Genomic DNA, 22,364 nt, shown 5'->3' with positions numbered 1-22,364 from the left:
GTGAGCCAGGACGCCGTTTACCGGTCCGCGACGAGCGTCCCTGGAGGCATCGATGCTTGCCCACCTGTCTACGCGGCCCGTGCTGCGCCGCTGCGCGGTGACCGGCGCGGTCGGCCTGGCCCTGCTCGGCACGGGCCTGCCGGCGGCCACGGACAGCCCCGAACCCGACCTCACGCGGTTCTACCGGCAGAAGGTCACCTGGGGGAAGTGTCCGGGCGAGGGGCTGCCGAAGGACATGCAGTGCGGCAAGGTCACCGTCCCTCTCGACTACGCCCGCCCGAAGACGGGGACGCTCGACCTGGCGCTCGCCCGCTACCGGGCCACGGGCGAGAAGCAGGGCTCGGTACTGGTGAACTTCGGCGGGCCGGGCGGCGCGGGCATCCCCCAGTTCGCCACCGGCGGCAAGGAGTTCATGGAGCTGACGGACGGCTACGACATCGTGACGTTCGATCCGCGCGGCGTCGGCAGGTCCTCGCCGGTCAGCTGCGGAGACGGCGAGGAGAACATCGACATGTCCGAGGACGGCACCGAACTCGGCCGCGATCCGGAGTCCGTCCTCGCCCACCTGAAGAAGGCGGCCGACGCGTGCGCCCGGCACTCCGGCCCCGTCCTCCCCTACATAGGCACGATCAACGCCTCGCGCGACATGGACGTGATGCGCCAGGCCCTCGGCGACAAGAAGCTCAACTACCTGGGCTTCTCCTACGGCACACGGCTCGGCTCGGTGTACGCCGCCCAGTTCCCGGACAAGGTCGGCCGGTTCGTGCTCGACGGCGTGGACACGCTGACCGAGTCGCTGACCGAACAGGGCGTGGCGAGCGCCAAGGGGCAGCAGCAGGCCCTGGACGAGTTCATCAACTGGTGTGTGCAGGACATCGCCTGTCCGTTCGGGCAGGACGCGCGCGAGGCCCGCAAGCAGGTCGTACGCCTCGTCGACTCGATGGACGAGAACCCGGTGCCGTCGGCGTTCGGCGAGCCGTTCACCGGCCAGGACCTGGTCGGTGCCATCGGACAGGCGCTCTACAGCGAGGAGATGTGGCCCTCCCTGGAGCGGGCCCTGGCCTCGCTGGTCGAGGACGGCGACACCCACGCCATCGAGGCCTTCGCGTCCGGCGGGGCCTCGCCCTGGCGGCGCGAGGAGACCGACGACCCCGAGGAGACCGGCGCTCCCGAGGAGTCCGAGGAGCCCGACGGCGGCCTGGTCGACGAGGAGGACGTGCCCCTCGACAACCTCCCCGCGGCCCTGATGGCGATCAACTGCGCGGACGACCCCGACCGCCCCACCGGCAAGCAGATCGTCGACGGTCTCGACGGCCTCCGAGCAAAGTACGAGCAGGCGTCGCCGGTCTTCGGCCCGTTCCGGCTCACCGGGGTGCTGATGTGCTACGGCCGCCCCAAGGGCACGGACTTCATACGCGACGACGTGAAGGACGTGCGGACGCCGAAGATGCTTCTCGTGGGCACCCGCGGCGACCCGGCGACGCCGTACCGCTGGACCGAGGAGACCGCGAAGCGACTCGGCTCGTCGGCCGTGGTCCTCGACAACAAGGGCAGCGGCCACACCGGATACGCCTCTTCCAAGTGCGTGCACCGCAAGGTCGACGCCTTCCTCCTCTACGGCACGCTGCCGGCGGACGGCAGCTCGTGCGGGCCCGAGGAGCGCCGGGAGTAGATCCCGGGCGGGGGTGATGGATTGCCCCTAATGCCCGATCGGTGAATCGGTCCTATCGTGCTGTTATGGAGCACGCACTCAGTCCCACGACCCTCACCGAGCTGCGGCGCCCGCGCCCCTATCCGGCCGTGTCCGTGCTGACGCCCACGCATCCCCGGGAGCCCTATCGGGCCCAGGACCAGGTCCGGCTGCGCAATGTCGTGGCCAAGGCCAAGAAACAGCTGGAGGCCGACCCTTCGGTCACCCGCGAGCGCCGGGTCGACGTCGAACGGCAGCTCGACCAGGCCCTCTCCGAGATCGATCTGACGCACGCCGAGGACGGCCTGGTGATCTTTGCCGCTCCGGGCGAGCACCAGGTGTGGTCGGTCGCTCGCACCGTGCCCGAGCGCGTGGTGCTCTCGGACACCTTCCTGACCCGCAACCTCGTCTCCGCGCAGGCCGCCGAGCGCCCGTTCTGGGTGCTGTCGGTCTCCACGGACCGCGTCACCCTGTGGCACGGCGCTCTGGACCGCGTCACCGAGGCCCGAGTCGGCGGCTTCCCGCTGACCCGGGACATCCAGAACTTCGACGCGGAGCGCCAGGAACGGATCGGCGACGTGCCGAGCAAGTTCCGCGACGAGGACACCCGCCACTTCCTGAAGGAGGCGGACTCCGCGCTGGGCGAAGTCCTGCAGCACAACCCGGGACAGCTGTACGTCACCGGCGAGCCGGCCGCGCTGTCCCTGTTGGACGAGATCGGCGGCATCACCAAGTCCGCCGTGCACGTCCCCCACGGCGGGCTCGCGCACGGCACCCGCGAGGCGGTGTGGCAGGCGGTCCGGCCGGTCATCGCCGCCGAGGACCGCAGAGGGACCGACGCCCTGGCCCGGGAACTCGAAACCGCCCTAGGCCGCAAGGCGTTCGCCGCCGGTGTCGACGAGGTGTGGCGCAGCGCGCGCGAGGGCCGGGTGCGGCTACTGGCCGTAGAGGAGAACTACCGCGTGACGGTGCGCGGCGAGGGCGGCGACCATCTGATCCCGGCGGAGAGCGGCGACCTCGACGCCCGCGAGGACATCGTGGACGAGATCGTCGAGCAGTGCCTGGAGACCGGCGCCGAGGTCCGCTTCGTGCCGGACGGCACGCTGAGCGAGGCCCAGGGGATCGCGGGCGTGCTGCGGTACTGACGCCGGAGCGTGCGAGGAGCCAGCGGCGGCTCCGTTCGCCTCCTCGCACGCTGCCGCGCAGCGCTCACCTCATACGCTGCCGAAGAGCGCGCTCAGGCCACGTTCGACGACCGCCCCGAGGTCCTCCTCGCCGGAGGCGACCACCGCGTACGTCCGCAGCAGGAAGCGCTTGAGGGCTGCGGTGTCGAACTGGAGCAGGGCCATGCCGTAGGGCGAGTGCAGCTCCACGACCGTGCGCTCCTCGCCGCACGGCCAGATGTGCACGTCCCCGTCCCCCGCGGCCCCGCCCAGCCCCGCCTCCAGCAAGCTGCGCGCAAAGGTCCAGGTGGCACCGTGACCGTCGAGGGAGACGTCGCCCGGAAAGTCGATGTACACCGCCAGCGGGTCCGTGGAGGCGTAGCGCAGCTTGGCGGGCACGGACAGTTCGCGCTCGTCGCCGGTGATCAGACGGGCGTGGGCGGGCTGCTCGAGGGCGATGTCCATGGGCGGTCTCCCCTGCGGGTCGGCGATCGGGCTCGTTTTTTGCCGCTGTCCTCTTACGACCCCGCAAGTGCCCTTCGCATTACGTCCAAGTGGACATCATTTTTGTGACCTGCATCACTGCCGAGGAGTGCAACCCCGCGCGGGGTACCCGTCACCGCTCCACCCCTAGAACATGCGACCGTCGAACACTCGGATGACCGCCGTACAATCGCCTGCGCAGACCACCAAGTGGCGTACGCCGCCTACGACTTGACTCATCCGGCGACGTACACCATCCGTATCGGATGGGCTCTCCGTGAAGACTCTGACATATGCCGGACGCACCACCGAATCGGGTGTTGCCAAATCCCTTACAGGGCGTCGCCGGCTGTGCGACAGTCGTAACGGTCCTTCCGTCGTCCTTGGTCGTACCGTCCCCGCATCGGAGTGCGTCATGCCGTCCCATCTCTCTGCGGACCGCCCCGCCGCTCAGCCGCCCGGACGCGGCTCGGTCGACGCGCTGATAACGCAGACGCGGCGGCTCAAGGGCGACGTCGACGCCGTGCGGCGGGACAGCCAGAGCGACGGTTCCGACCCGCAGGAGCGGTGGCAGCGGGCGCTGTGCGACCTCGCGCTGCATCACCTGAACGACCTCGACGCGCACCTGGCCCAGCTGCGGGACGGTCCGGCCCTCACCTCCCCGGCGCCCGAGGCAGCCGCGCCCATGGGCCGGGCCGTGCCGTCGGCTCCCCGACGCGACTCGCTGCTCAGCCGGGTCGGCAGCGCGGAGTGGAACCTGCTGACGGACGAGGCCAGTTGGTCCGGCGAGCTCTACGAGATCCTGGGGCGCGACTCCACCGCTCCCCCTCTCACCCTTGACGAGCTGCCGTCCCTGGTTCTCGACGAGGACCGGTCGAGGCTGACCGCAATGGTCACCGACTGCCTCATCGACGCCAAGCCCATCGACGGGGAGTTCCGGATCGTACGGCCGGACGGCGAGGCCCGGACCGTGCACATGATGGGCGAGCCCGTGCTCGACACTGACGGCAGCACCGCCTCGATGTGGGCCGTGCTGCGGGACGTCAGCGAACTGCGCCGCTGCCGGCGTGCGGTGAGCGAGACCCGTGACTCGCTCCAGCACGACCGGCACCACGCACAGACCGAGCACCGGCTCGCGGTCGAGCTGCAGGAGGCCGTGCTACCGCCGTGGCGCGGCTCCCTGCGGCTCCCGCACCAAGGCCCCCGGACACTGGACCTCGCGGCCCGGCACCTGCCGGCATCGACGAGCGCGCTGATCGGCGGCGACTGGTACGACGCGCTCGAACTGGCCGACGGCGAAACGTTGTTGAGCGTCGGCGACCTCACCGGCCACGGCGTCGCCGTGGCCTCGGGCATGGCGACCCTCCTGGGGGCCGTACGGGGCATGGCGATGGCCGGCACCCAGCCGGGCCAACTGATGTCCTGGCTCAACCAGTTACTCGACGCCACCGTCCAGCCGGCTCTCGGCAGCGCCGTCTGCTGCCGCTACCGGCCCGAGACCCGCACCCTGGTCTGGGCGCAGGCCGGACACCCCGCCCCGCTGCTGTTCCGCGACGGGACGGGGCGCAGGCTGAACGCGCCGGACGGCGTCCTGCTCGGAGCCACCTCGGGTGCCGTCTACGCGCAGGCCGAAGAGGCCCTCGAGGTGGGCGACGTGCTCCTGTTGCACACCGACGGACTGGTGCCGGGGCACAGCGCGGCGGACTCCGTGAACAGCCTCCTCGGCCTGGGCCCCCGCATCGCCGAGGCAGGCACCGCACAGGACTGCGTACGGCTGGTCATCGAGGAGTTCGGTGAGAGTGAGCGTGCGGACAATGCCTGTGTGCTCGTGGTCAGGGTGACGTCCTAGAACTCCGGCGCCTTACGCCCGTGCGCTGTTGCCGCCGCCCGACTTCTTCACCTTGGGCAGCACCAACTGGATCTCCTCCCGCAGTTCGTGGATCTTCGGGTAGCTGGAGTACTCGGCGGTGAGTCGGTACATCTGGCGCAGCCGGTCCCAGGTGCGCCCCGAGGAGTTGGAGCCCATCGCCATCAGGGCCAGTCGTGCATAACGGTCGGCCTGTTCGGGGTCGTCCGCGATGAAGCAGGCGGACGCCATGGACAGATGGTCGAAGATCTTCGACCGCTCGCGCCCGTCGACGCGCAGGGCCAGGGCCTTCTCCGCGAAGTGCTGGGCGTGGGCAGCCGCGCCCGGCTCGAACTCGGCCAGCGTGCGGTAGGCCAGGGCCTGCATGCCGTACAGATCCTCGTCCTTGAAGGTCTGCATCCAGCTCGGTGGCGGCACGTCGCTCTTGTCGGAGACGAAGAGGTCCTCCGCCTGTCCCAGGGTGCGGCGCATGGCCTGGCCCTTGCCCATCGACGCCTGTGCCCAGGCCTCGATGGTGTGGAACATGGCCCGGGTGCGCGGCAGCACCTCGTCGCCGGAGCCGGACTGGGCGAGTTTCATGAGATCGAGTGCGTCGTCGGGCCGGCCGAGGTGCACCATCTGGCGAGCCGCTCGGGAGAGCGCCTCCCCGGCGCGGGGCCGGTCGCCGCCCTCCCGGGCCGCGTGGGCGGCGATGACGAAGTACTTCTGGGCCGTGGGCTCCAGGCCGACGTCGTGCGACATCCAGCCCGCGAGGACGGCGAGGTTGGCGGCGACGCCCCACAGGCGCCGCTGGAGATGTTCGGGGTGATGGTAGGCGAGCATGCCGCCCACCTCGTTGAGTTGTCCTACGACTGCCTTGCGCTGCAGCCCGCCGCCGCGGGCCGCGTCCCAGGCCCGGAACACCTCGACCGAGCGCTCCAGTTCCTCGATCTCCTGCGACCCGATGGGGGCGGCCTCGTAGCGGTCGAACCCGGCGGGGTCGGCGTGCAGGGGGTCGTCGAACTGGGGGGCGTCGGCCTTGAGGGCCGGGTCGGTGCGCAGCCAGTCGTGCATGGCGCTGCTGAGTGCGGATCCCGCGGCGAGCGCGGCACCCGCGCCCACCAAGCCGCGTCGGTTGAGCATGAGGTCCATTCCCGTGAATTCGGTGAGGACCGCGGCGGTCCGTTCGGGCGCCCACGGCACACCGTCGGGATGCTCGATGCTCCCGCCGGCCTGCCGTTTCCCCGTACGCCCGTGCCGGACCAGACCGAGGTCTTCGATGGTCACGACACGGCCGAGACGCTCGGTGAACAGGGCCGCCAGCACCCGCGGCACCGGATCGCGCGGGATCTCTCCCATGTCGATCCACCGCCGCACCCGCGAGGTGTCGGTCGCCAGCTGGGGGTGGCCCATGGCCGCCGCCTGCCGGTTCACCAGCCTCGCGAGTTCGCCCTTGGACCAGCCGGCCAGGCCGAACAGGTCCGATAGGCGGGTGTTGGGTTCTCCGCTCACGTCAAGCCCCCAGGTTCTCGGCTGAGTTGACAGTAGCCCGGTGAAAGATGCCGGGCGACTATTCGCCAGGGTTCGCCAGGGTGCGCCACATGGTGTGCCACTGCGCATCGGGTGTCAGGTAGGAACGCGCCACCCCGACCCGGTCGCCCTTTGGAATATGGCTGGTGCATTCCCCAGGGTGCACCCGGGCGGCCGGATCGGGCAGCGCATTGTCGTCGCAGGCACACGAAGGGATCTGTTTCTCCCATGTACGCAGCATCGTCCTCCGTGTCCGCCCCGCCCCGGTCGCTACGTTCCCGCCCGGCGGGCAGCGGCCCCTACCTCGCCCCCGCGCGGCCGGCGTCAGCCCCCGTGCTCGGCGCGGGCCGGCCGCCGCGCGCCGCGGGGCTCGGCACTCAACCGCTCAGCGGGAGACTCGACTTGTCCGGCCCCCAGGGCGCCCAGCTGCGCACCGCGATCGCGTCGGTGCACCGGATCTGCCCGGAGTTCGCTCCGGTGCAGGTGCTGCGCCGCAGCGGGCGGTCCGTCCTCCTGGTCGGCACGACCGGGCGCAGCACGGCCGTCGCCAAGTGTTTACTCGACCACTCCCCGGAGTGGTCGGAGCGGATCCGCCACGAAATAGCGGCATACCGCTCGTTCGTCCGGCACCGCCCTCCGGTGCGCGTGCCGAGACTGATCGCAGCGGATCCGGACAACTGCACCCTCGTCATCGAGCGGATGCCGGGCCGGGTGGCGGCACTGCAGCGCCACCCCTTGGAGACGCCACCGCGTGCGGACATCAGGGCGGCGCTCGGCGCGATCTGCCGGCTCAACGCGTGGCGGCCGCCGGCGGGCACGTTCGACGCGCCGCTGGACTACGCGACCAAGATCTCCCGGTTCCACGAGCTGGGCCTGCTCACCGACCGGGACCTGGGGGATCTGCAGAAGCTGCTGCACGGCATCGCGGCGAGCGCGGGCCGGCAGGGCATGGGCCAGTTCTGCCACGGCGACGCACTGCTCTCGAACATCCTGCTCTCACCGGCCGGTCCAGTGCTGGTGGACTGGGAGCACGCGGGCTGGTATCTGCCGGGGTACGACCTGGCGGTGCTGTGGTCGGTGCTCGGGGATGCGCCGGTGGCCCGCCGGCAGATCAGCCAGATCGCCCAGTCGGCGGGTCCGGCGTCACGGGACGCGTTCCTGGTGAACCTGATGCTCGTGCTGACCCGTGAGATCCGTACCTACGAGACGGCCGTGCAGCGTTCGATGCACGACGCTCCGACCCCGGCGGCACCGGGAGTGGCCCACCCGGGTGCTGCGCCGTCCGGCGAGGAACAGCGGCTGCTGCTGAGGCGGCTGCACGACGACTGCCAACTGGCCCGACGGGCCGTGCGCGCGGCGGTCGGCACTCGCTGACGGGGACGGTGGTCCGCGGTGCGCCCTGGAGACAGCGGCGTACCGCGGGCTTTCGTATGAACGGCCCGCCGGCGGCCCCATTGGGGTACACCACTGACGCCCCGCTGGCCAGGAGACCGCCACGACGAAACTCCCGGGAATCCCGGTTGACAAGGGAATTCGCCTGACCATGGGCATGATTGACGGATCGTCGGACAGCCGGTACCACAGACGCACGCCCGGCCCCGCACGGCTCATCGCGCCCGACCGTCCCTGGAGGCTCCCTTGCGAGGATCCGTCACCGCCTTGGCAGCTGCGACACTGTTGTTCCCGTTGCTCGGCGCGGCGCCGTCCGACGCCGGGAGCTCGGAGAACGGTCTGCAGTCGGCCTTCGCGTCCGCCGCCGCCGAGTACCACGTGCCGCAGAGCGTCCTGCTGGGCGTCTCCTACCTGCAGTCCCGCTGGGACTCCCACCAGGGCGCGCCCAGTGTGACCGGCGGTTACGGCCCGATGCACCTCACCGACGCCCGCACCGCCCTTGCCGAGACCCCGCCGCACCACAGCGAGGGCTCGGAGGACGCGCGCGGCGACAGCGCCCGCGCGCCCCTGCTCCCCAAGGCGAAGCTGCCGGAGCCGGCCAGGATCCCGGCGCGCCTCAGGACGCTGCCGAAAGCGGCCGAACTGACCGGCCTGAATGCGGAGCGGCTGCGTACGGACCCGGCCGCGAACGTGGCCGGCGGCGCCGCCCTGCTCGCCGCCGCGCAGCAGGAGCTGGGCGAACCGCTGAGCTCAGACCCGGCCGAGTGGTACGGCGCGGTGGCCCGCTTCGCCGGCGCCGACGACAGTGCGACCGGGGCGGCGTACGCGAACGACGTCTACGACGTGATGCGCACCGGCCAGGAGCGCCACACGGACGCGGGGCAACTGGTCGCCCTGGCCGCCCATCCGGGCCTCTCCCCCGACGCCGGGCAGTTGCGCCGGACGGGGCTGCGCAAGCCCGGTGCCGCCGAGACCGAGTGCCCGCCCACGGTGTCCTGCGAGTGGATCCCGGCGCCGTACGAGGAGTTCGGCGACAGCGACTACGGCAACCACGACCTGGGCAACCGGCCGGCGTCCCAGAAGATCGAGAACATCGTCATCCATGACACGGAGGGCGCCTGGGAGGGCGTCCTCGAGATGGTGCAGGACCCGACCTATGTGTCATGGCAGTACTCACTGCGCTCCACCGACGGCCACATCGCCCAGCATGTGAAGGCCAAGGACGTCGCCTGGCACGCGGGCAACTGGTACATCAACGCCAAGTCGATCGGCCTGGAGCACGAGGGCTTCCTGGCGAAGCCGGACGCCTGGTACACGGAGGCGATGTACCGGTCCTCCGCACGGCTCGTGACGTACCTCGCGAAGAAGTACGACATCCCGCTGGACCGGCAGCACATCCTCGGTCATGACACCGTGCCGGGTCCGACCTCGTCGACGATCGGTGGCATGCACACCGACCCGGGCCCGTACTGGGACTGGCGGCACTACTTCGAGCTGCTGGGCCGGCCCTTGGTGCCCACCGCGGGCCCGAACGGCGGCCTGGTGACGATCCGCCCCGACTACGCGACCAACCGGCCCGCGTTCACGGGCTGTGTGTCCGCGGGCCGGCCGTGCGCGGACCACGGTTCGAGCGCGGTGCGGCTGTACTCCGGGCCGGGTGAGTCGTATCCCCTGGTCAAGGACATCGGCCTGGGCTCGGCCCCGACCACCGGGGTCAACGACCTGTCGTCACGGGTCTCGACCGGCCAGCAGTACGCGGTCGCCGGGCGGGACGGCGACTGGACGGCGATCTGGTATCTGGGCCAGAAGGCCTGGTTCAAGAACCCGACGACGAAACCGACCGCGGTGCACGCGGCCGGCCTCGTGGTGACGCCCAAGGACGGCGTCAAGAGCGTGCCGGTGTACGGACGCGCCTACCCCGAGGCCTCCGCCTATCCGTCGGGGGTGCCGGCCCAGGCGGTGTCGCCGCTGCCGTACACGCTGCCCGCGGGCCAGAGGTACGTGGTCGGTGCCAAGGTGCCGGGTGAGTACTACTACGCGGTCAGCTTCGACACGGCCTCGCACCGGGTCGTGACCGGCAAGGACATGTACTACGAGATCCAGTTCGGGCACCGGGTGGCGTACGTGCGGGCGGCGGACGTGCGGGAGCTGTCCTCGGGCTCGTAGCCGGGGCCGATTCAGCCCTGCTGGAAGAGCTCCGCGGGCAGTGGCTTCAGGAGGGCGTAGAGGTCGTCCGTGATGGGGCGGTCCCACGCGGCGATGGTGACCAGGACGTTGTCGCTGCGGTCGAACTGAACGCAGGAGATCCGGCTCTCGGAGAGCTTCAGGCGGCGCACGATCAGGAGGTTGTCGCCCTGCATCACCGGCACGTCCTCGCTGCCGACCACGGTGACCTCTTCGTCGTTCTCCAGGGCCAGCAGCAGCTGCGCGACCTCGAACGGGATCTCGTCCTCGTCGACCTCGCGGGCAGGAGAGCCCTCCGGCAGATTGCCGATGATCATCGCGGGGCCGCGGCCGCCGAAGAGGTCGTAGCGCAGGAAAACGCCCTGGCAGCTGCCGTCGGGGGCGGGCAGCAGCCCGGCGCCCAGGTTGCCGGGCCAGTCGCCCGGGTCCATGGCCAGAACGTCGAAGTCGGGCCCGGCGGGCGTGGCGCTGCGGCGGCGGAGGAACGACATGTCGCCATGGTACGTGGCCGGGCCTGTCGCGTGACGTGCGGGCATGGGTTCGAGGCGTGCTCCCTGGCCCGTCGCCAGGGGTTCCCGAGCGATCCCTCGCGTCGCCGGACACCGCGACGTACCGTCGCCGTCCGGCAGCGGGCACCTCCCAGTCCCGATCATGCTGCAGCAGCGCGGGCGCGGGAGTTGGGCACCCCGGCCGAGGCCTGGTTCGGCGCGGCGTGACGGGCCCCGGGGCTCACTCCTCCGGTGGCGCGGGCGGTACGACCGCGACCGGGCTCGCGGTGTGCAGGAGGACGGCGTGGGTCACCGAGCCGATCATGGGGGCGGGGGCCAGCAGGCGGCGTCGGTGGCGGCCCACGACGACCAGGTCCGCGTCTCTGGACGCCGAGACGAGCCGGCCGGCCGCGTCGCCCGGGGCGATGTGGAGCGGGGCGTGGACCTCGGGGTGGCGCTCGCGGTGCGGGGCGAGGATGCCCTCGGCGAGGGTGCGGGTCTCGGCCTCGACGGCGTCCTGGTCCTCGGACGGCGGCACGATCTGGGTGGTGGCCGCCGTCCAGACGTGCAGCGGCCAGCTGTAGGCGGCGATGACCTGGAGCCGGGCGCCGCGCAGGGCGGCCTCGGTGAAGGCGAAGGCCAGGGTGGTGTCGTCGGGGCTGTCGACCTGAAGACCGACGACGACACGCGGGCCCGGCTCGATCGGCATGTCGTCGTGGACCTCGCGTCCCGGCTTGGGTACCACGACCACAGGGCATCCGGCATCGCGTGCGGCGGCCATGCCGTTGGAGCCGAGCAGCAGGCTGGCGAAGCCGCCGCGCCCCCGGCTGCCGAGCACCAACAGCTGGGCGGTGGAGCCCAGTTCGGCAAGCATCGCGGCGGGAGCGCCCCCGAGGGCGAGGAACTCCGTCGCCGGCCGCTCGGCTCTCCCCTCCAGATACCGGCGTACCCGCTCGAGAACCGGATCATCCTCCGGATCCGGTCGCCCGGTGGGCAGCGCGACGGGCTGAGCCCAGGCGGCGTACTGCTGCACGTGGACCACCCGCAGCGGCGCCTCGCGCACCAGGGCGGCCTCGAAGGCCCAGTCCAGTGCGACCAGGCTGTCGTCCGAGCCGTCGACCGCCGCGATGACCGGCAGGGTGCTCATGGGTTCCTCACCTCCGGAAATACGACCGTTCCCCCTTCCGGGGCCAGCCTGGCTCAGGCGTCGGCCCGTAAGGCGTTCTCAAGGTCGCGTGTCCGGAAAAACGGGCGGAACACCCCCGGATCGGCCCGAAGGCGGCCGACGTGCGGGGCGACCGCCCGTCGGCTCGCCTGCGTCCGCGGTGTCAGGTCAGGTCGAACTCGCCCTCCCTCGCGCCCGACACGAAGGCACCCCACTCGGCGGGTGTGAAGATCAGGGAAGGGCTCTCCGGGCGGCCGCTGTTGCGCATCGCGATGAACCCCTCGACAAAGGCGATCTGGACATCCCCCAGGCCACGGCTGCTCGAGTGCCAATCGGCGTCTGCGAGGTCCAGCTCCGGCTTGTCCCAGCCCGTGATCGGCTGCTGCTGGATGGTGCTCTCGGCCACGTCCGTGCTCCTCCCGATTCGTCGTCCGCGGGCCAGCCTAGCGATCGGTTCCGGGTGCCGACAGGCCACGTGAGGGGGACCTTTCAGGAGGTCGGGGGTTCCGCTCCCACGAGCCACATCGAGAAGAACTGGGACCCGCCGCCGTAGGCGTGCCCGAGGACCCTTCTGGCGCGCTCCACCTGGTGTTCTCCGGCCTGCCCGCGCACCTGGAGGGCCGCCTCCGCGAACCGGATCATGCCGGACGCCCCGATGGGGTTGGTGGACAGGACGCCGCCCGACATGTTGACGGGAAGGTCGCCGTCCAGCTCGGTCACGCCGGACTCGGTGAGCTTCCAGCCCTCGCCCTCCGCGGCGAAGCCGAGGTTCTCCAGCCACATGGGCTCGTACCAGGAGAACGGCACGTAGATCTCGGCGGCGTCGATGTCCCGGCGTGGATCGGCGATCCCCGCCTGCCGGTAGACATCGGCCGCGCAGTCCTTGCCGGCCTGCGGCGACACCGCGTCCTTGCCGGCGAAGAGGGTGGGCTCACTGCGCATCGCGCCGCCGAGCATCCAGGCGGGCGGGCGGGGGGCGCGGGCGGCTCCGGCGCGGTCGGTGAGGATCATCGCGCAGGCGCCGTCGGAGGAGGGGCAGGTCTCCGAGTAGCGGATGGGGTCCCACAGCATGGGCGAGGCCTGGACCTTCTCCAGGGTGATGTCGTGCTCGTGCAGGTGGGCGTAGGGGTTCTTCAGCGCGTTGCGCCGGTCCTTGTACGCCACCAGCGAGCCGACCGTGTCGGGCGCGCCGCTGCGCCGCATGTACGCGCGCACGTGCGGGGCGAAGAAGCCGCCCGCCCCGGCGAGCAGGGGCTGCTGGAAGGGGATCGGCAAGGACAGCCCCCACATGGCGTTCGACTCGGACTGCTTCTCGAAGGCGAGCGTCAGTACGGTGCCGTGCACGCGGGCCGCGACCAGGTTGGCGGCGACCAGCGCGGTGGATCCGCCGACCGAGCCGGCGGTGTGCACCCGCAGCATGGGCTTGCCCACCGCGCCGAGCGCGTCGGCGAGATACAGCTCCGGCATCATGACGCCCTCGAAGAAGTCGGGCGCCTTGCCGATGACGACGGCGTCGATGTCGGCCCAGGTCAACTCGGCGTCGTCGAGGGCGCTTCGGGCCGCTTCCCGGACGAGCCCGGCGATCGACACGTCCCGGCGTGCCGCGACGTGCTTGGTCTGGCCGATGCCTACGACGGCCACGGGCTCCTTGCTCATCGCGGATCCCCTTCGAGTACGGCGACCAGGTTCTGTTGCAGACAGGGACCGGACGTGGCGTGCGCGAGCGCCCGGTCGGACTCGCCCCGGTGGACGCGGGCGGCGGCCTCTCCGATGCGGATGAGTCCGGCGGCCATCACGGGGTTGGCCGCGAGCGCCCCGCCGGACGGGTTGACCCGCACGCCGTCGTCGAGCTTCAGCGCCTTGCGCAGGACGATCTCCTGGGAGGTGAAGGGCGCGTGCAACTCGGCGGTGTCGACGGGCCGTTCGAATGCGCCGGCCCGCTCGGCGGCGAGGCGGGTCGAGGGCGAGTCGGTCAGGTCTCGGACGCCCAGGCTGTGTGCCTCGATGCGGTGGTCGATGCCGCGGATCCAGGCGGGCCGGTCGCACAGTTCACGGGCCCGCTCCCCCGCCGCGAGGATCACCGCGGCGGCGCCGTCACCGATGGGCGGGCAGTCGCCGGTGCGGAGCGGTCGTACGACGTACTCCCCGTGCGGTACCGAACCCCGTAGCTGCGCATGGGAGTTGGCGCTCGCGTCCGTGCGGCTGCGGGCGGCGACGGCGGCCAGCGCGGGTTCGTCGGTGTCGCCGGCGTCGATGAGGGCCTGGGCCTGGAGGGCGGCCAGGGCGACGGAGTCGGGCCAGAGGGGGGCGAGGTAGTAGGGGTCGAGCTGGCGGGTGAGGACGTCGCGAAGCGGGCCCGGTGATGACTTGCCGTAGGAGTAGACGAGTGCCGTGTCGGCGTCTCCCGTCAGCAGCTTCGTCCACGCCTCGTACAGCGCCCAGGCGCCGTCCATCTCGACGTGCGACTCGGAGATCGGAGGCCAGGCGCCGACGCCGTCGAGGGCGAGGGTGAAGGAGAAGGCGCGGCCGGCGAGGTAGTCGCTGGAGCCGGAGCAGGTGAAGCCGATGTCGGCGGTCTTCAGGCCGGTCTGTGCGAGCACCTCGTGCAGGACGGGCATGAGCATCTCCACCTCGGAGAGCTCCTCGCTGGTGCGCCGGTGGTCGGTCTGCGCGAAGGCGACGACGGCGATCTCGCGGTTCACAGCAGCTCCCTGTAGGTGTCGTAGTCCGCGTCGGGCTCGCCCGTGGGCCGGTAGTGGTCGGGGAAGCGGGAGCCCTGAGTCCACACCGGTTCCACCCGCAGGCCCATGCGCACCTGGTCGTAGGGGATGCCGCCGATACGGGCGTGCAGGGCGAGGTCGGCGCCGTCGAGGGCGATGTGGGCGTAGACGTACGGCACTTCGATGTCGAGGTTCTTCGCCTTGATGTTGACGATGCAGAACGTGGTGACTGTGCCGCTGGGACCGACTTCGACCTGTTCCAGTGTGGCCACTCCACATGTGGGGCACGCACCCCTCGGCGGGACGTACACCTTGCGGCAGGACGGGCAGCGTTCGCCGACGTTGCGTTGTTCGGCCAGGGCGTTGATGTAGGCGGTCTGGGCGCGGCCGGGTGAGTAGGTGTAGTCGAGGCGGGCGGCGGCGACGATGCCGGTGATCGGGTCCTCGAACCGGCCGGTGTGGTGCGCCGGTTCGGCGGAGCTGCCGTCGTCCGGGCCGCTGTCCTTCGGGGAGTCGTCGTACGGCTCGAAACAGGCGATGTCCGTGATGGCGCCGGTGCGTTCCCCGGCCCAGCGGACGCGGACGCGCATGCCGGTGCGGACGGCGTCCGGGCCGGGGGCGTCGAGGGCGTGCAGGAGGGCGGTGTCGGCGCCGTCGAGTCGGACCAGGGCCCAGGCGAAGGGCGTGTCGAGGGGCTGGTCGCGGCGGGGGGCGTGGTTCCAGGCCCAGGTGGTGACCGTGCCGGTGGGGGCGACTTCGACCAGGTCGCGGATCTCCTCTGCGGTGACGGGGTCGTACTCGACGGGTGGTACGACTGTGCGGCCGTCGCTGGTCCGCACCCCCAGCACGACGCGTTCGCGCAGGCCGGTGAGGAAGGCGCTCTGGACGGGGCCGACGGAGCGGGTGAATGGAAACTCTACGACGAGGGGAGCTTTGAGGACTTCGGGCATCGCGGGCTTGCCTCCTTCGGGACCGGGGCTTGTGTGGCGGCCGGGCGGTACATGGGCGGCGTTGGCGAGTCGCGCCCCGAAGGGGCGCGGGGCTGTGACATGTGCGGCTCCACCGCGTGGGCGCGACCAGCCACGGACGGCACGCAGCTTGTGAACCGGCCAACCGCCCTGACCGGCGCAGCGCTACTCGCGCTTGTAGACGGGGGGCCGCTTCTCCGCGAAGGCGCGGGCACCCTCCTTGGCGTCCGCCGTGTCGAAGACCGGCCAGCCGCGCTTGAGTTCGGCGGCGAGACCGTCGGACTCGGTCATTTCGGCCGTCTCGTAGACCGACGCCTTGACGGCCTCGACGGCCAGCGGGCCGCAGGCGTTGATCTGTTCGGCGATCTCCAGGGCCTTGGCGAGTGCCGTGCCGTCGGGGACGACGTGCCCGATCAGGCCGATGCCGGCGGCCTCGCGGGCGCTGTACGGGCGGCCGGTGAGCAGCATCTCCAGGGCGTGGGTGCGCGGGATCTGGCGTGGCAGGCGGACCGTGGAGCCGCCGATCGGGAACAGACCGCGCTTCACCTCGAACAGCCCGAACGTGGCCGACTCGCCCGCGACCCGGATGTCCGTGCCCTGGAGCATCTCGGTGCCGCCCGCCACGCAGTACCCCTCGACCGCCGCGATCACCGGCTTGCGCGGCCGGTGGTGGCGGAGCATCGCCTTCCAGTGCAGATCGGGATCGGCTTTGAGCCGGTCGCGGTACTGCTCGCCCGCCATGCCGTTCCCGGCCAGGGCCTTGAGATCCATGCCGGCGCAGAAAGTGCCGCCGGCTCCGGTGAACACGATCGAGCGGATCGAGTCGTCCGCGTCGGCCTCGGCCCAGCCGTCGTGGAGGCCGACCAGCATCGGCAGCGAGAGCGCGTTCTTCGCCTCGGGCCTGTTGAGCGTGAGCACCAGTGTGGCGCCCTCGCGCCGCACGGCGAGGTGTTCCGTCCCAGCCATGACCAGTCTCCCCTCTGAAAGAACGAGAACAGGTTGCAGTAGGCGCGGAGGCACTTCAAGGGTTTTCTGACAGACAGTCAGATTCTTTTGCGCGGAGGCTTCACAGTTGTGCCGCCCTTTGCTCTGATGACCGGCGAACCGTTGGAGAGCCAGGCCGTGGCCGAGGTCAGGAGGAGCGGTGGAGTACAACATTGCCGACCTGTTCGAGTCGGTCGTCGACGCGGTACCAGGCCGCGAGGCGCTCGTGTACATCGACCACCCGGGCACGGGCCTGGAGCGCCGGCTGACCTACGCGCAGTTGGACGCGGCCGCCAACCGGATCGCGCACCATCTGATCGACAGCGGGATCCGCCCCGGCGAACACCTCGGGCTTCACCTCTACAACGGCATCGAGTATCTGCAGACGGTATTGGGCTGCCTGAAGGCGCGGATCGTTCCGGTCAACGTCAACTACCGCTATGTCGAAGAGGAGTTGGTGTACCTCTACCGGGACGCCGATCTGGTGGCCCTGGTCTTCGAGGCGGAGTTCACGGACCGGGTGACGGCGGCACTGCCGCGCGTGGACGGGCTACGGCATCTGGTGCGAGTGGGCAGCGTGAGCCCGGCTGCCGCCAAGGCGCCGGTCGTGCCAGCCGTGTCCTTCGCGGACGCCGAGGCCGCCGGGTCGCCGGAGCGCGGGTTCCCGGCGCGGTCGGGAGACGACCAGTTCATCATCTACACCGGCGGCACCACCGGGATGCCCAAGGGCGTGATGTGGCGCCAGGAGGATCTGTTCTTCTCAGGCCTGGGCGGGGGCGCGCCGACCGGCGAGCCGGTGAAGAAACCGGAGGAAGTCGCCGAGCGCGTGGCGGCCGGCGGCGACGGGATCACCTTCTTCCCGACCGCCCCGCTGATGCACGGGACCTCCACGCTGACCGCCTTCATCGGCTTCAACTTCGGCCAGCGCATCGTGATCCACCGCAAGTTCGTCCCGGAGGAGGTTCTGCGGACGATCGAGCAGGAGAAGGTCACGAGCGTGTCGCTGGTCGGCGACGCGATGCTGCGGCCGCTGGTCGACGCGCTGAACGGGCCGATGAAGGGCACGGACTGCTCGTCGATGTTCAGCGTGTCGTCGTCCGGGGCGATCATGTCGGACACGGTGCGCCGGCAGTTCCAGGAGCTGGTCCCGAACGTGATGCTGCTGAACAACTTCGGCTCCTCGGAATCCGGCTTCAACGGTACGGCGACCGAGGACTCCGGCCCCGTGCGCGGCTTCCGCATCCGGGTCAACTCCCGTACGCAGGTGGTCGATCCGGCGACCCACGAGCCGGTCGCCGTGGGCGAGGTGGGCCGGGTCGCGCAGTGCGGTCACGTGCCGCTCGGCTACTACAACGACCCGGGGAAGACCGCCGAGACCTTCTTCGAGAAGGACGGCGAGCGCTGGGTGCTGCTCGGCGACATGGCCACGGTCGACGCGGAGGGCGTCGTCACGGTGCTCGGCCGCGGCTCGCAGTGCATCAACACCGGGGGCGAGAAGGTGTACCCGGAGGAGGTCGAGCAGGCACTCAAGTCCCACCCCGACGTGTACGACGCCCTGGTGGCCGGGGTGGCGGACCCGAGGTGGGGGCACCACGTGGCGGCCGTCGTGCAGTTGCGGGCGGGGGCGGTACAGCCGTCCCTGGCGGACATCCAGACGCACTGCCGCTCCCACCTCGCGGGTTACAAGATCCCCCGCCAGCTGGTGATCGCGGACTCCATCCGGCGCTCGCCCAGCGGCAAGGCGGACTACCGGTGGGCGCGCGAGGTGGCGGCGGCAGCGGACGGATGAATTCCGGACAGGTCCGATTGAACCTAAGGTGACGTGCGGACGTACTCGTGGTGGCAGGCTCGTTCATCGGGCGCTGTTTGCCATGCCATCGCAATACCGCACGGGAGGACCTCCGGGTGTCACAGGAGGCAACAGAGGAAGTAACACGAGAGTCGGAGGACTCGGCCGCGGCCGAGCCCGCCGAGGCGAGCAGCCCCGCAGAGCCGCCCGACTCCTCCTCCCCCGGCTGGTTCGGCTGGCGCCGCCGCTACCCCCGTACGGCACGCGGCCTCACCGTGGGTACGACCGTTCTCGCCGGGGCGCTGCTGCTGTTCGCGCTCCTGGTACCGAACCGCCTCGAACGGCTCGGCCCCGAGGCGTTCTTCCGGCTCCCTGCCGAGGGCATCCTGCTGGCGGGGCTGCTGCTGGCGCTTCCGCCCCGGTCACGGCGGCTGATTGCGGTGGTCTCGGGGGCGCTGCTCGGGCTGCTCACCGTCCTGAAGTTCGTCGACATGGGCTTCTACCAGGTGCTGGCCCGCCCCTTCGACCTGGTCCTGGACTGGATCCTGCTCGACGACGCGGCGGAGTTCGTCCGGGAGTCCTTCGGCCGGACCGGGCAGGTGCTGGCCGTGGTCGGCGTGCTCGTCCTGATCGTCGCCGTGCTGGTCCTCATGACGCTCGCCATGGTGCGGGTGACGAACCTCATGGTCGGCAACCGTGCCGTCGCCGCCCGCACGACGCTGATCCTCGGGACCGCGTGGATCACCTGCATGACGCTGGGCATCCAGGTCACCGGCGTGCCACTCGCCACCAAGGGCAACGCCGAGTTCCTCAACAACCGGGTCGAGCAGGTGCGCGCGGGCCTCAGGGACGGGCGGGTCTTCCAGAAGCAGGCGGCCGTGGACGCCTTCGCGAAGACGCCTCCGGACCAGCTGCTCACGGGGTTGCGCGGCAAGGACGTCCTGTTCACGTTCATCGAGAGCTACGGCCGGGTCGCGATCGACGACCCGGCGATGGCGCCGCAGATCGACGCCGTGCTCAAAGAGGGCACGACGTCGCTCAAGGCGGCGGGATTCCAGTCGCGCAGCGCCTGGCTGAAGTCCCCGGTGACGGGTGCGGGCAGCTGGCTGGCCCACTCCACCTTCCTGTCCGGCCTGTGGATCAAGAACCAGCAGCGGTACCGGAGTCTGACGACCAGCGACCGCGCGACGCTCGGCAGCTATTTCCGCAAGACCGGCGCCTGGCGCACGGTCGGGGTCGTGCCCGGTGTGCGTCGGGCGTGGCCCGAGGGCAAGTTCTTCGCCCTCGACCACATCTACGACTCCGAGCACCTCGGCTACCAGGGGCCGTACTTCAGCTGGACGCCCGTGCCCGACCAGTTCAGCCTGGAGGCCTTCCAGCGACTGGAGCACGGCAAGAAGGACCGCGAGCCGATCATGGCGGAGATCATCCTCGCCTCCAGCCACAACCCCTGGTCCCCCATCGCCCGCATGATCGACTGGGACGACCTCGGCGACGGCTCGGTGTTCCACGGGATCAAGAAGGAGGGCACGGACCCCAAGGAGGTCTGGAAGGATCCCGAGCGCGTCCGCACCGAGTACCGCCGCGCCATCGAGTACTCGATCCACAGCCTCACCGAATGGGTCGAGCGCTACGGCACCGACGACACGGTCCTCGTCTTCCTCGGCGACCACCAACCCGTGCCGACCGTCACCGCCGGCAGCACCAGCAAGGACGTCCCGGTCACGATCGTCGCCCGCGACCCGAAGGTCCTCGACAAGATCGCCGACTGGAACTGGACGGACGGCCTCAAGCCCGCGCAGAACGCTCCGACATGGGGCATGGACAAGTTCCGGGACCGTTTCATGACGGCGTACGGGCCGCACGCGAAGTAAGGACGACTCGGGTCGGATCGGGTCATGCCGAGCGTCGGGGCGCGCTGCCCTCCGACCCTCGGGGACGGCGCACGGCATGGCCGCGAAGGTTCGCTTCGAGGTCGTCGAGGGCGCGTCGGGCGACGGCGATGCGGGCCCGGATCTCCTGGTCGCGTACGCCGAGGCCCGCCTGATCGGTCCCGGGCCGGCCCGTCTCGTGCGTGACAGGGCCCGTGTGGCGCTGTCCCCGTTCCTCCTCCAGTTCGCGGGCCTCCTCCAGGGAGCTGATGACGACGCCGATGAGGACGTTGACCAGCACGAAGGACGCGATCAGGACGTAGGAGGCGTAGTAGAGGACGCTCCAGGGCGATATCTCCAGGCCTGCGTGGACCGCTTCGCCGAGGCCGTCGAGCGTCATCAGCAGGAAGAGGGTGAGGACGGCGCGGCCGATCGAGCCGTACTGCTCGGGGTCCTGGAGGCCGAAGAACACCCAGCCCACCATGGCGTAGACGTACAGCAACAGGGCGCCCACCAGCAGAAAGCTGACCGTACCGGGCAGGCTGCGGGCGACCGCGACCATGACGATGCGCAGTTGGGGCAGAAAGCGGGCGGTGCGCAGGACTCGGGCGAGGCGCAGCAGCCGCAGGACGGTGGCGTTCTCGCGGACGAGCGGCAGGAACGCGCAGACGACGACGGCCAGGTCGAACAGGTTCCACGGGTCGCGGAGGAAGTCCCGGGGCCGGTCGGCGTGTGCGCAGGCACGCAGCGCGATCTCGGCGGTGAAGGCGGCGAGGCAGGCGTGTTCGGCGTAGCTCAGCCAGTGGTGCCAGTCGCCGACCAGACCGCGATACGTCTCCGCGCCGAGCAGTGCCGCGTTGGCCAGGATCACGCCGAGCACGGTGAGGGCGAACCAGCGGGCCTCCGTGATGGCGCGGGCCCATTTTGCCAGCACCAGGCGGGCGGGTCGGGGTGCGTGGGGTGTGCGGTTGTGAAGGTGGTCGGTCATCGTGCTGAATCTGCTCCGGCGGGCGGCCTGGTATGCCCGCCCTGTGCCTCCGGGCCGGCGCCCTGGTCCGAACCGTCGGCGCGAGCCGAGCTCAGCCTGCTCGCGGGTGCGGAGGCCCCGCCTTCTCCAGGAAGGCGACGACACACCGTACGAACCACTCCGCGTCGTCCAGCCACGGGTAGTGCCCGGCACCGGGCTGCACGACGCACTCGGCGTTCGGAAGGACATCGGCGGTGCGGCGCGCGAGGTCCGGACTCGGGCCTCCGTCCAACGCCCCGGCGAGGACGAGGACCGGGGCGGTGAGGCGGGCGAGCCGGGAGATGGTCCTGGGCGGGTCGTAGGCCCCGTCGGAGCCGTAGATGTCGGCGGCCTCGTCGTTGGACTCGTGATCGCCGCGCGCGTCGTGCTCCTCGGCCACGGCGTCCCAGCGACCGTAGAAGAAGGGCGCGAACACGGGGTCGAAATCGCCCGTCCCCGCCAGCCATGCCTCGAACGCCGGGAACGCCTCCGCGAACCACGGCTCGCCCCGCCTCGACCGGGCGGCGACCAGCCGTTCCTCGGCAGTGGCCGGCATCCCCAACGCCCACGGCGTGGCGGTCACCAGCGCCAGCCGCGCCACCCGCTCCGGATGGCGGGCGGCGTACAGCATGGCCAGGCTCCCGCCCGCCGAGTGCCCGAGCACATTCATATGGTCCAGCCCCATGTGGGCGCGCAACATCTCGACGTCGTCCACCAGGTGGTCGCAGCGGTAGGTGGCCGGATCCACCGGCACCGCGGAGTCCCCTGTGCCCCGCAGGTCGAGCAGGACCAGCTGTCGATGCGCGGCCAGTCCACCCAGGTCGCCCAGATAGGCGGAGGCCCGCATGGGCCCGCCGGGCAGCACGACGAGCGGTTCGCCTTCTCCTCGCAGGTGGTAGGCGATCTCGGTTCCGTCGGCGGAGGTGAAGGTCGGCATGGATCTGATCTTGGTCATCGGCCGCCCTCACGGCAACAGGCCCGACGCGCAGAAAGTGCGGCCCACCCCCTTGCCTGATCAATCCACGCCTGGATTACTGATCTCGAACACCCAGACCGAATGATCGGTCGCCCGAATTGGCGCGGTT

The 22,364-nt window shown here is 70.9% G+C and carries 18 protein-coding genes; 7 read left to right on the top strand and 11 right to left on the bottom strand.

Features of this window, described 5'->3' with window-relative positions:
• Window positions 1-52: 52 nt before the first annotated feature.
• Window positions 53-1,672, top strand: coding sequence for an alpha/beta hydrolase (locus ACZ7L5_RS28860; protein WP_471520027.1), 1,620 nt, complete (start codon window positions 53-55; stop codon window positions 1,670-1,672).
• A gap of 65 nt (window positions 1,673-1,737) precedes the next feature.
• Window positions 1,738-2,835 (top strand): baeRF3 domain-containing protein, encoded by a 1,098-nt coding sequence (locus ACZ7L5_RS28855; protein WP_471520025.1) that lies wholly within the window; start codon window positions 1,738-1,740, stop codon window positions 2,833-2,835.
• Window positions 2,836-2,904: 69 nt separating this feature from the next.
• On the opposite strand, the gene ACZ7L5_RS28850 is transcribed toward ACZ7L5_RS28855, so the two are convergent.
• Entirely contained in the window at window positions 2,905-3,318 is a 414-nt protein-coding gene (locus ACZ7L5_RS28850) for an SsgA family sporulation/cell division regulator (protein ID WP_328883753.1), read from the bottom strand.
• 433 nt (window positions 3,319-3,751) lie between these two features.
• Between ACZ7L5_RS28850 and ACZ7L5_RS28845 the strand changes: the two genes are divergently transcribed.
• On the top strand, window positions 3,752-5,185 hold the full coding sequence (locus ACZ7L5_RS28845; RefSeq protein ID WP_471520023.1) for a PP2C family protein-serine/threonine phosphatase: 1,434 nt from the start codon (window positions 3,752-3,754) through the stop codon (window positions 5,183-5,185).
• A 12-nt stretch (window positions 5,186-5,197) separates the two neighbouring features.
• Here the strand turns inward: ACZ7L5_RS28845 and ACZ7L5_RS28840 are convergent, their stop codons facing one another.
• Window positions 5,198-6,694, bottom strand: a complete 1,497-nt coding sequence (locus tag ACZ7L5_RS28840; protein WP_471520021.1) for a DNA-binding protein NsdB — start codon at window positions 6,692-6,694, stop codon at window positions 5,198-5,200.
• A 246-nt stretch (window positions 6,695-6,940) separates the two neighbouring features.
• Between ACZ7L5_RS28840 and ACZ7L5_RS28835 the strand changes: the two genes are divergently transcribed.
• Window positions 6,941-8,086 carry an aminoglycoside phosphotransferase family protein gene (locus ACZ7L5_RS28835; RefSeq protein WP_328883750.1) on the top strand — a complete coding sequence of 382 codons (1,146 nt, stop codon included), beginning with the start codon at window positions 6,941-6,943 and terminating at the stop codon, window positions 8,084-8,086.
• A gap of 264 nt (window positions 8,087-8,350) precedes the next feature.
• Window positions 8,351-10,270 (top strand): N-acetylmuramoyl-L-alanine amidase, encoded by a 1,920-nt coding sequence (locus tag ACZ7L5_RS28830; protein ID WP_471520019.1) that lies wholly within the window; start codon window positions 8,351-8,353, stop codon window positions 10,268-10,270.
• A gap of 11 nt (window positions 10,271-10,281) precedes the next feature.
• Here the strand turns inward: ACZ7L5_RS28830 and ACZ7L5_RS28825 are convergent, their stop codons facing one another.
• From ACZ7L5_RS28825 to ACZ7L5_RS28795, 7 genes are all read right to left on the bottom strand, one after another.
• Window positions 10,282-10,779 carry a hypothetical protein gene (locus ACZ7L5_RS28825; RefSeq protein WP_328883748.1) on the bottom strand — a complete coding sequence of 166 codons (498 nt, stop codon included), beginning with the start codon at window positions 10,777-10,779 and terminating at the stop codon, window positions 10,282-10,284.
• A gap of 238 nt (window positions 10,780-11,017) precedes the next feature.
• On the bottom strand, window positions 11,018-11,923 hold the full coding sequence (locus ACZ7L5_RS28820; RefSeq protein WP_471520017.1) for a universal stress protein: 906 nt from the start codon (window positions 11,921-11,923) through the stop codon (window positions 11,018-11,020).
• A 181-nt stretch (window positions 11,924-12,104) separates the two neighbouring features.
• Window positions 12,105-12,347, bottom strand: a complete 243-nt coding sequence (locus tag ACZ7L5_RS28815) for a DUF397 domain-containing protein (RefSeq protein ID WP_363043009.1) — start codon at window positions 12,345-12,347, stop codon at window positions 12,105-12,107.
• An 83-nt stretch (window positions 12,348-12,430) separates the two neighbouring features.
• On the bottom strand, window positions 12,431-13,597 hold the full coding sequence (locus ACZ7L5_RS28810) for a thiolase domain-containing protein (protein ID WP_369269126.1): 1,167 nt from the start codon (window positions 13,595-13,597) through the stop codon (window positions 12,431-12,433).
• Window positions 13,594-14,643 (bottom strand): thiolase domain-containing protein, encoded by a 1,050-nt coding sequence (locus tag ACZ7L5_RS28805; RefSeq protein ID WP_471520015.1) that lies wholly within the window; start codon window positions 14,641-14,643, stop codon window positions 13,594-13,596. The genes ACZ7L5_RS28810 and ACZ7L5_RS28805 overlap by 4 nt, the downstream gene beginning before the upstream one ends.
• Complete coding sequence (locus ACZ7L5_RS28800) at window positions 14,640-15,611, bottom strand: Zn-ribbon domain-containing OB-fold protein (RefSeq protein ID WP_471520013.1); 972 nt, start codon at window positions 15,609-15,611, stop codon at window positions 14,640-14,642. Before ACZ7L5_RS28800 ends, ACZ7L5_RS28805 begins: the two co-directional genes overlap by 4 nt.
• A 183-nt stretch (window positions 15,612-15,794) precedes the next feature.
• Window positions 15,795-16,595 (bottom strand): crotonase/enoyl-CoA hydratase family protein, encoded by an 801-nt coding sequence (locus tag ACZ7L5_RS28795; protein WP_471520011.1) that lies wholly within the window; start codon window positions 16,593-16,595, stop codon window positions 15,795-15,797.
• A gap of 178 nt (window positions 16,596-16,773) precedes the next feature.
• Here ACZ7L5_RS28795 and ACZ7L5_RS28790 point away from each other — a divergent pair, with 178 nt between their 5' ends.
• Window positions 16,774-18,402, top strand: coding sequence for an acyl-CoA synthetase (locus tag ACZ7L5_RS28790; protein ID WP_471520009.1), 1,629 nt, complete (start codon window positions 16,774-16,776; stop codon window positions 18,400-18,402).
• 116 nt (window positions 18,403-18,518) lie between these two features.
• The gene (locus ACZ7L5_RS28785; RefSeq protein WP_471520007.1) at window positions 18,519-20,276 is read left to right on the top strand and encodes an alkaline phosphatase family protein; all 1,758 of its coding nucleotides are present in this window, start codon (window positions 18,519-18,521) and stop codon (window positions 20,274-20,276) included.
• A gap of 22 nt (window positions 20,277-20,298) precedes the next feature.
• Here the strand turns inward: ACZ7L5_RS28785 and ACZ7L5_RS28780 are convergent, their stop codons facing one another.
• Window positions 20,299-21,261 (bottom strand): ion transporter, encoded by a 963-nt coding sequence (locus tag ACZ7L5_RS28780; protein WP_471520005.1) that lies wholly within the window; start codon window positions 21,259-21,261, stop codon window positions 20,299-20,301.
• 91 nt (window positions 21,262-21,352) lie between these two features.
• Window positions 21,353-22,216 carry an alpha/beta fold hydrolase gene (locus ACZ7L5_RS28775; RefSeq protein ID WP_471520208.1) on the bottom strand — a complete coding sequence of 288 codons (864 nt, stop codon included), beginning with the start codon at window positions 22,214-22,216 and terminating at the stop codon, window positions 21,353-21,355.
• Between the last annotated feature and the right edge of the window lie 148 nt (window positions 22,217-22,364).

It is taken from the genome of Streptomyces sp. NPDC107528 (genome assembly GCF_055639295.1).
Note: the sequence above shows the minus strand (reverse complement) of the source record. Positions and strands in the feature narration are given on the sequence as shown.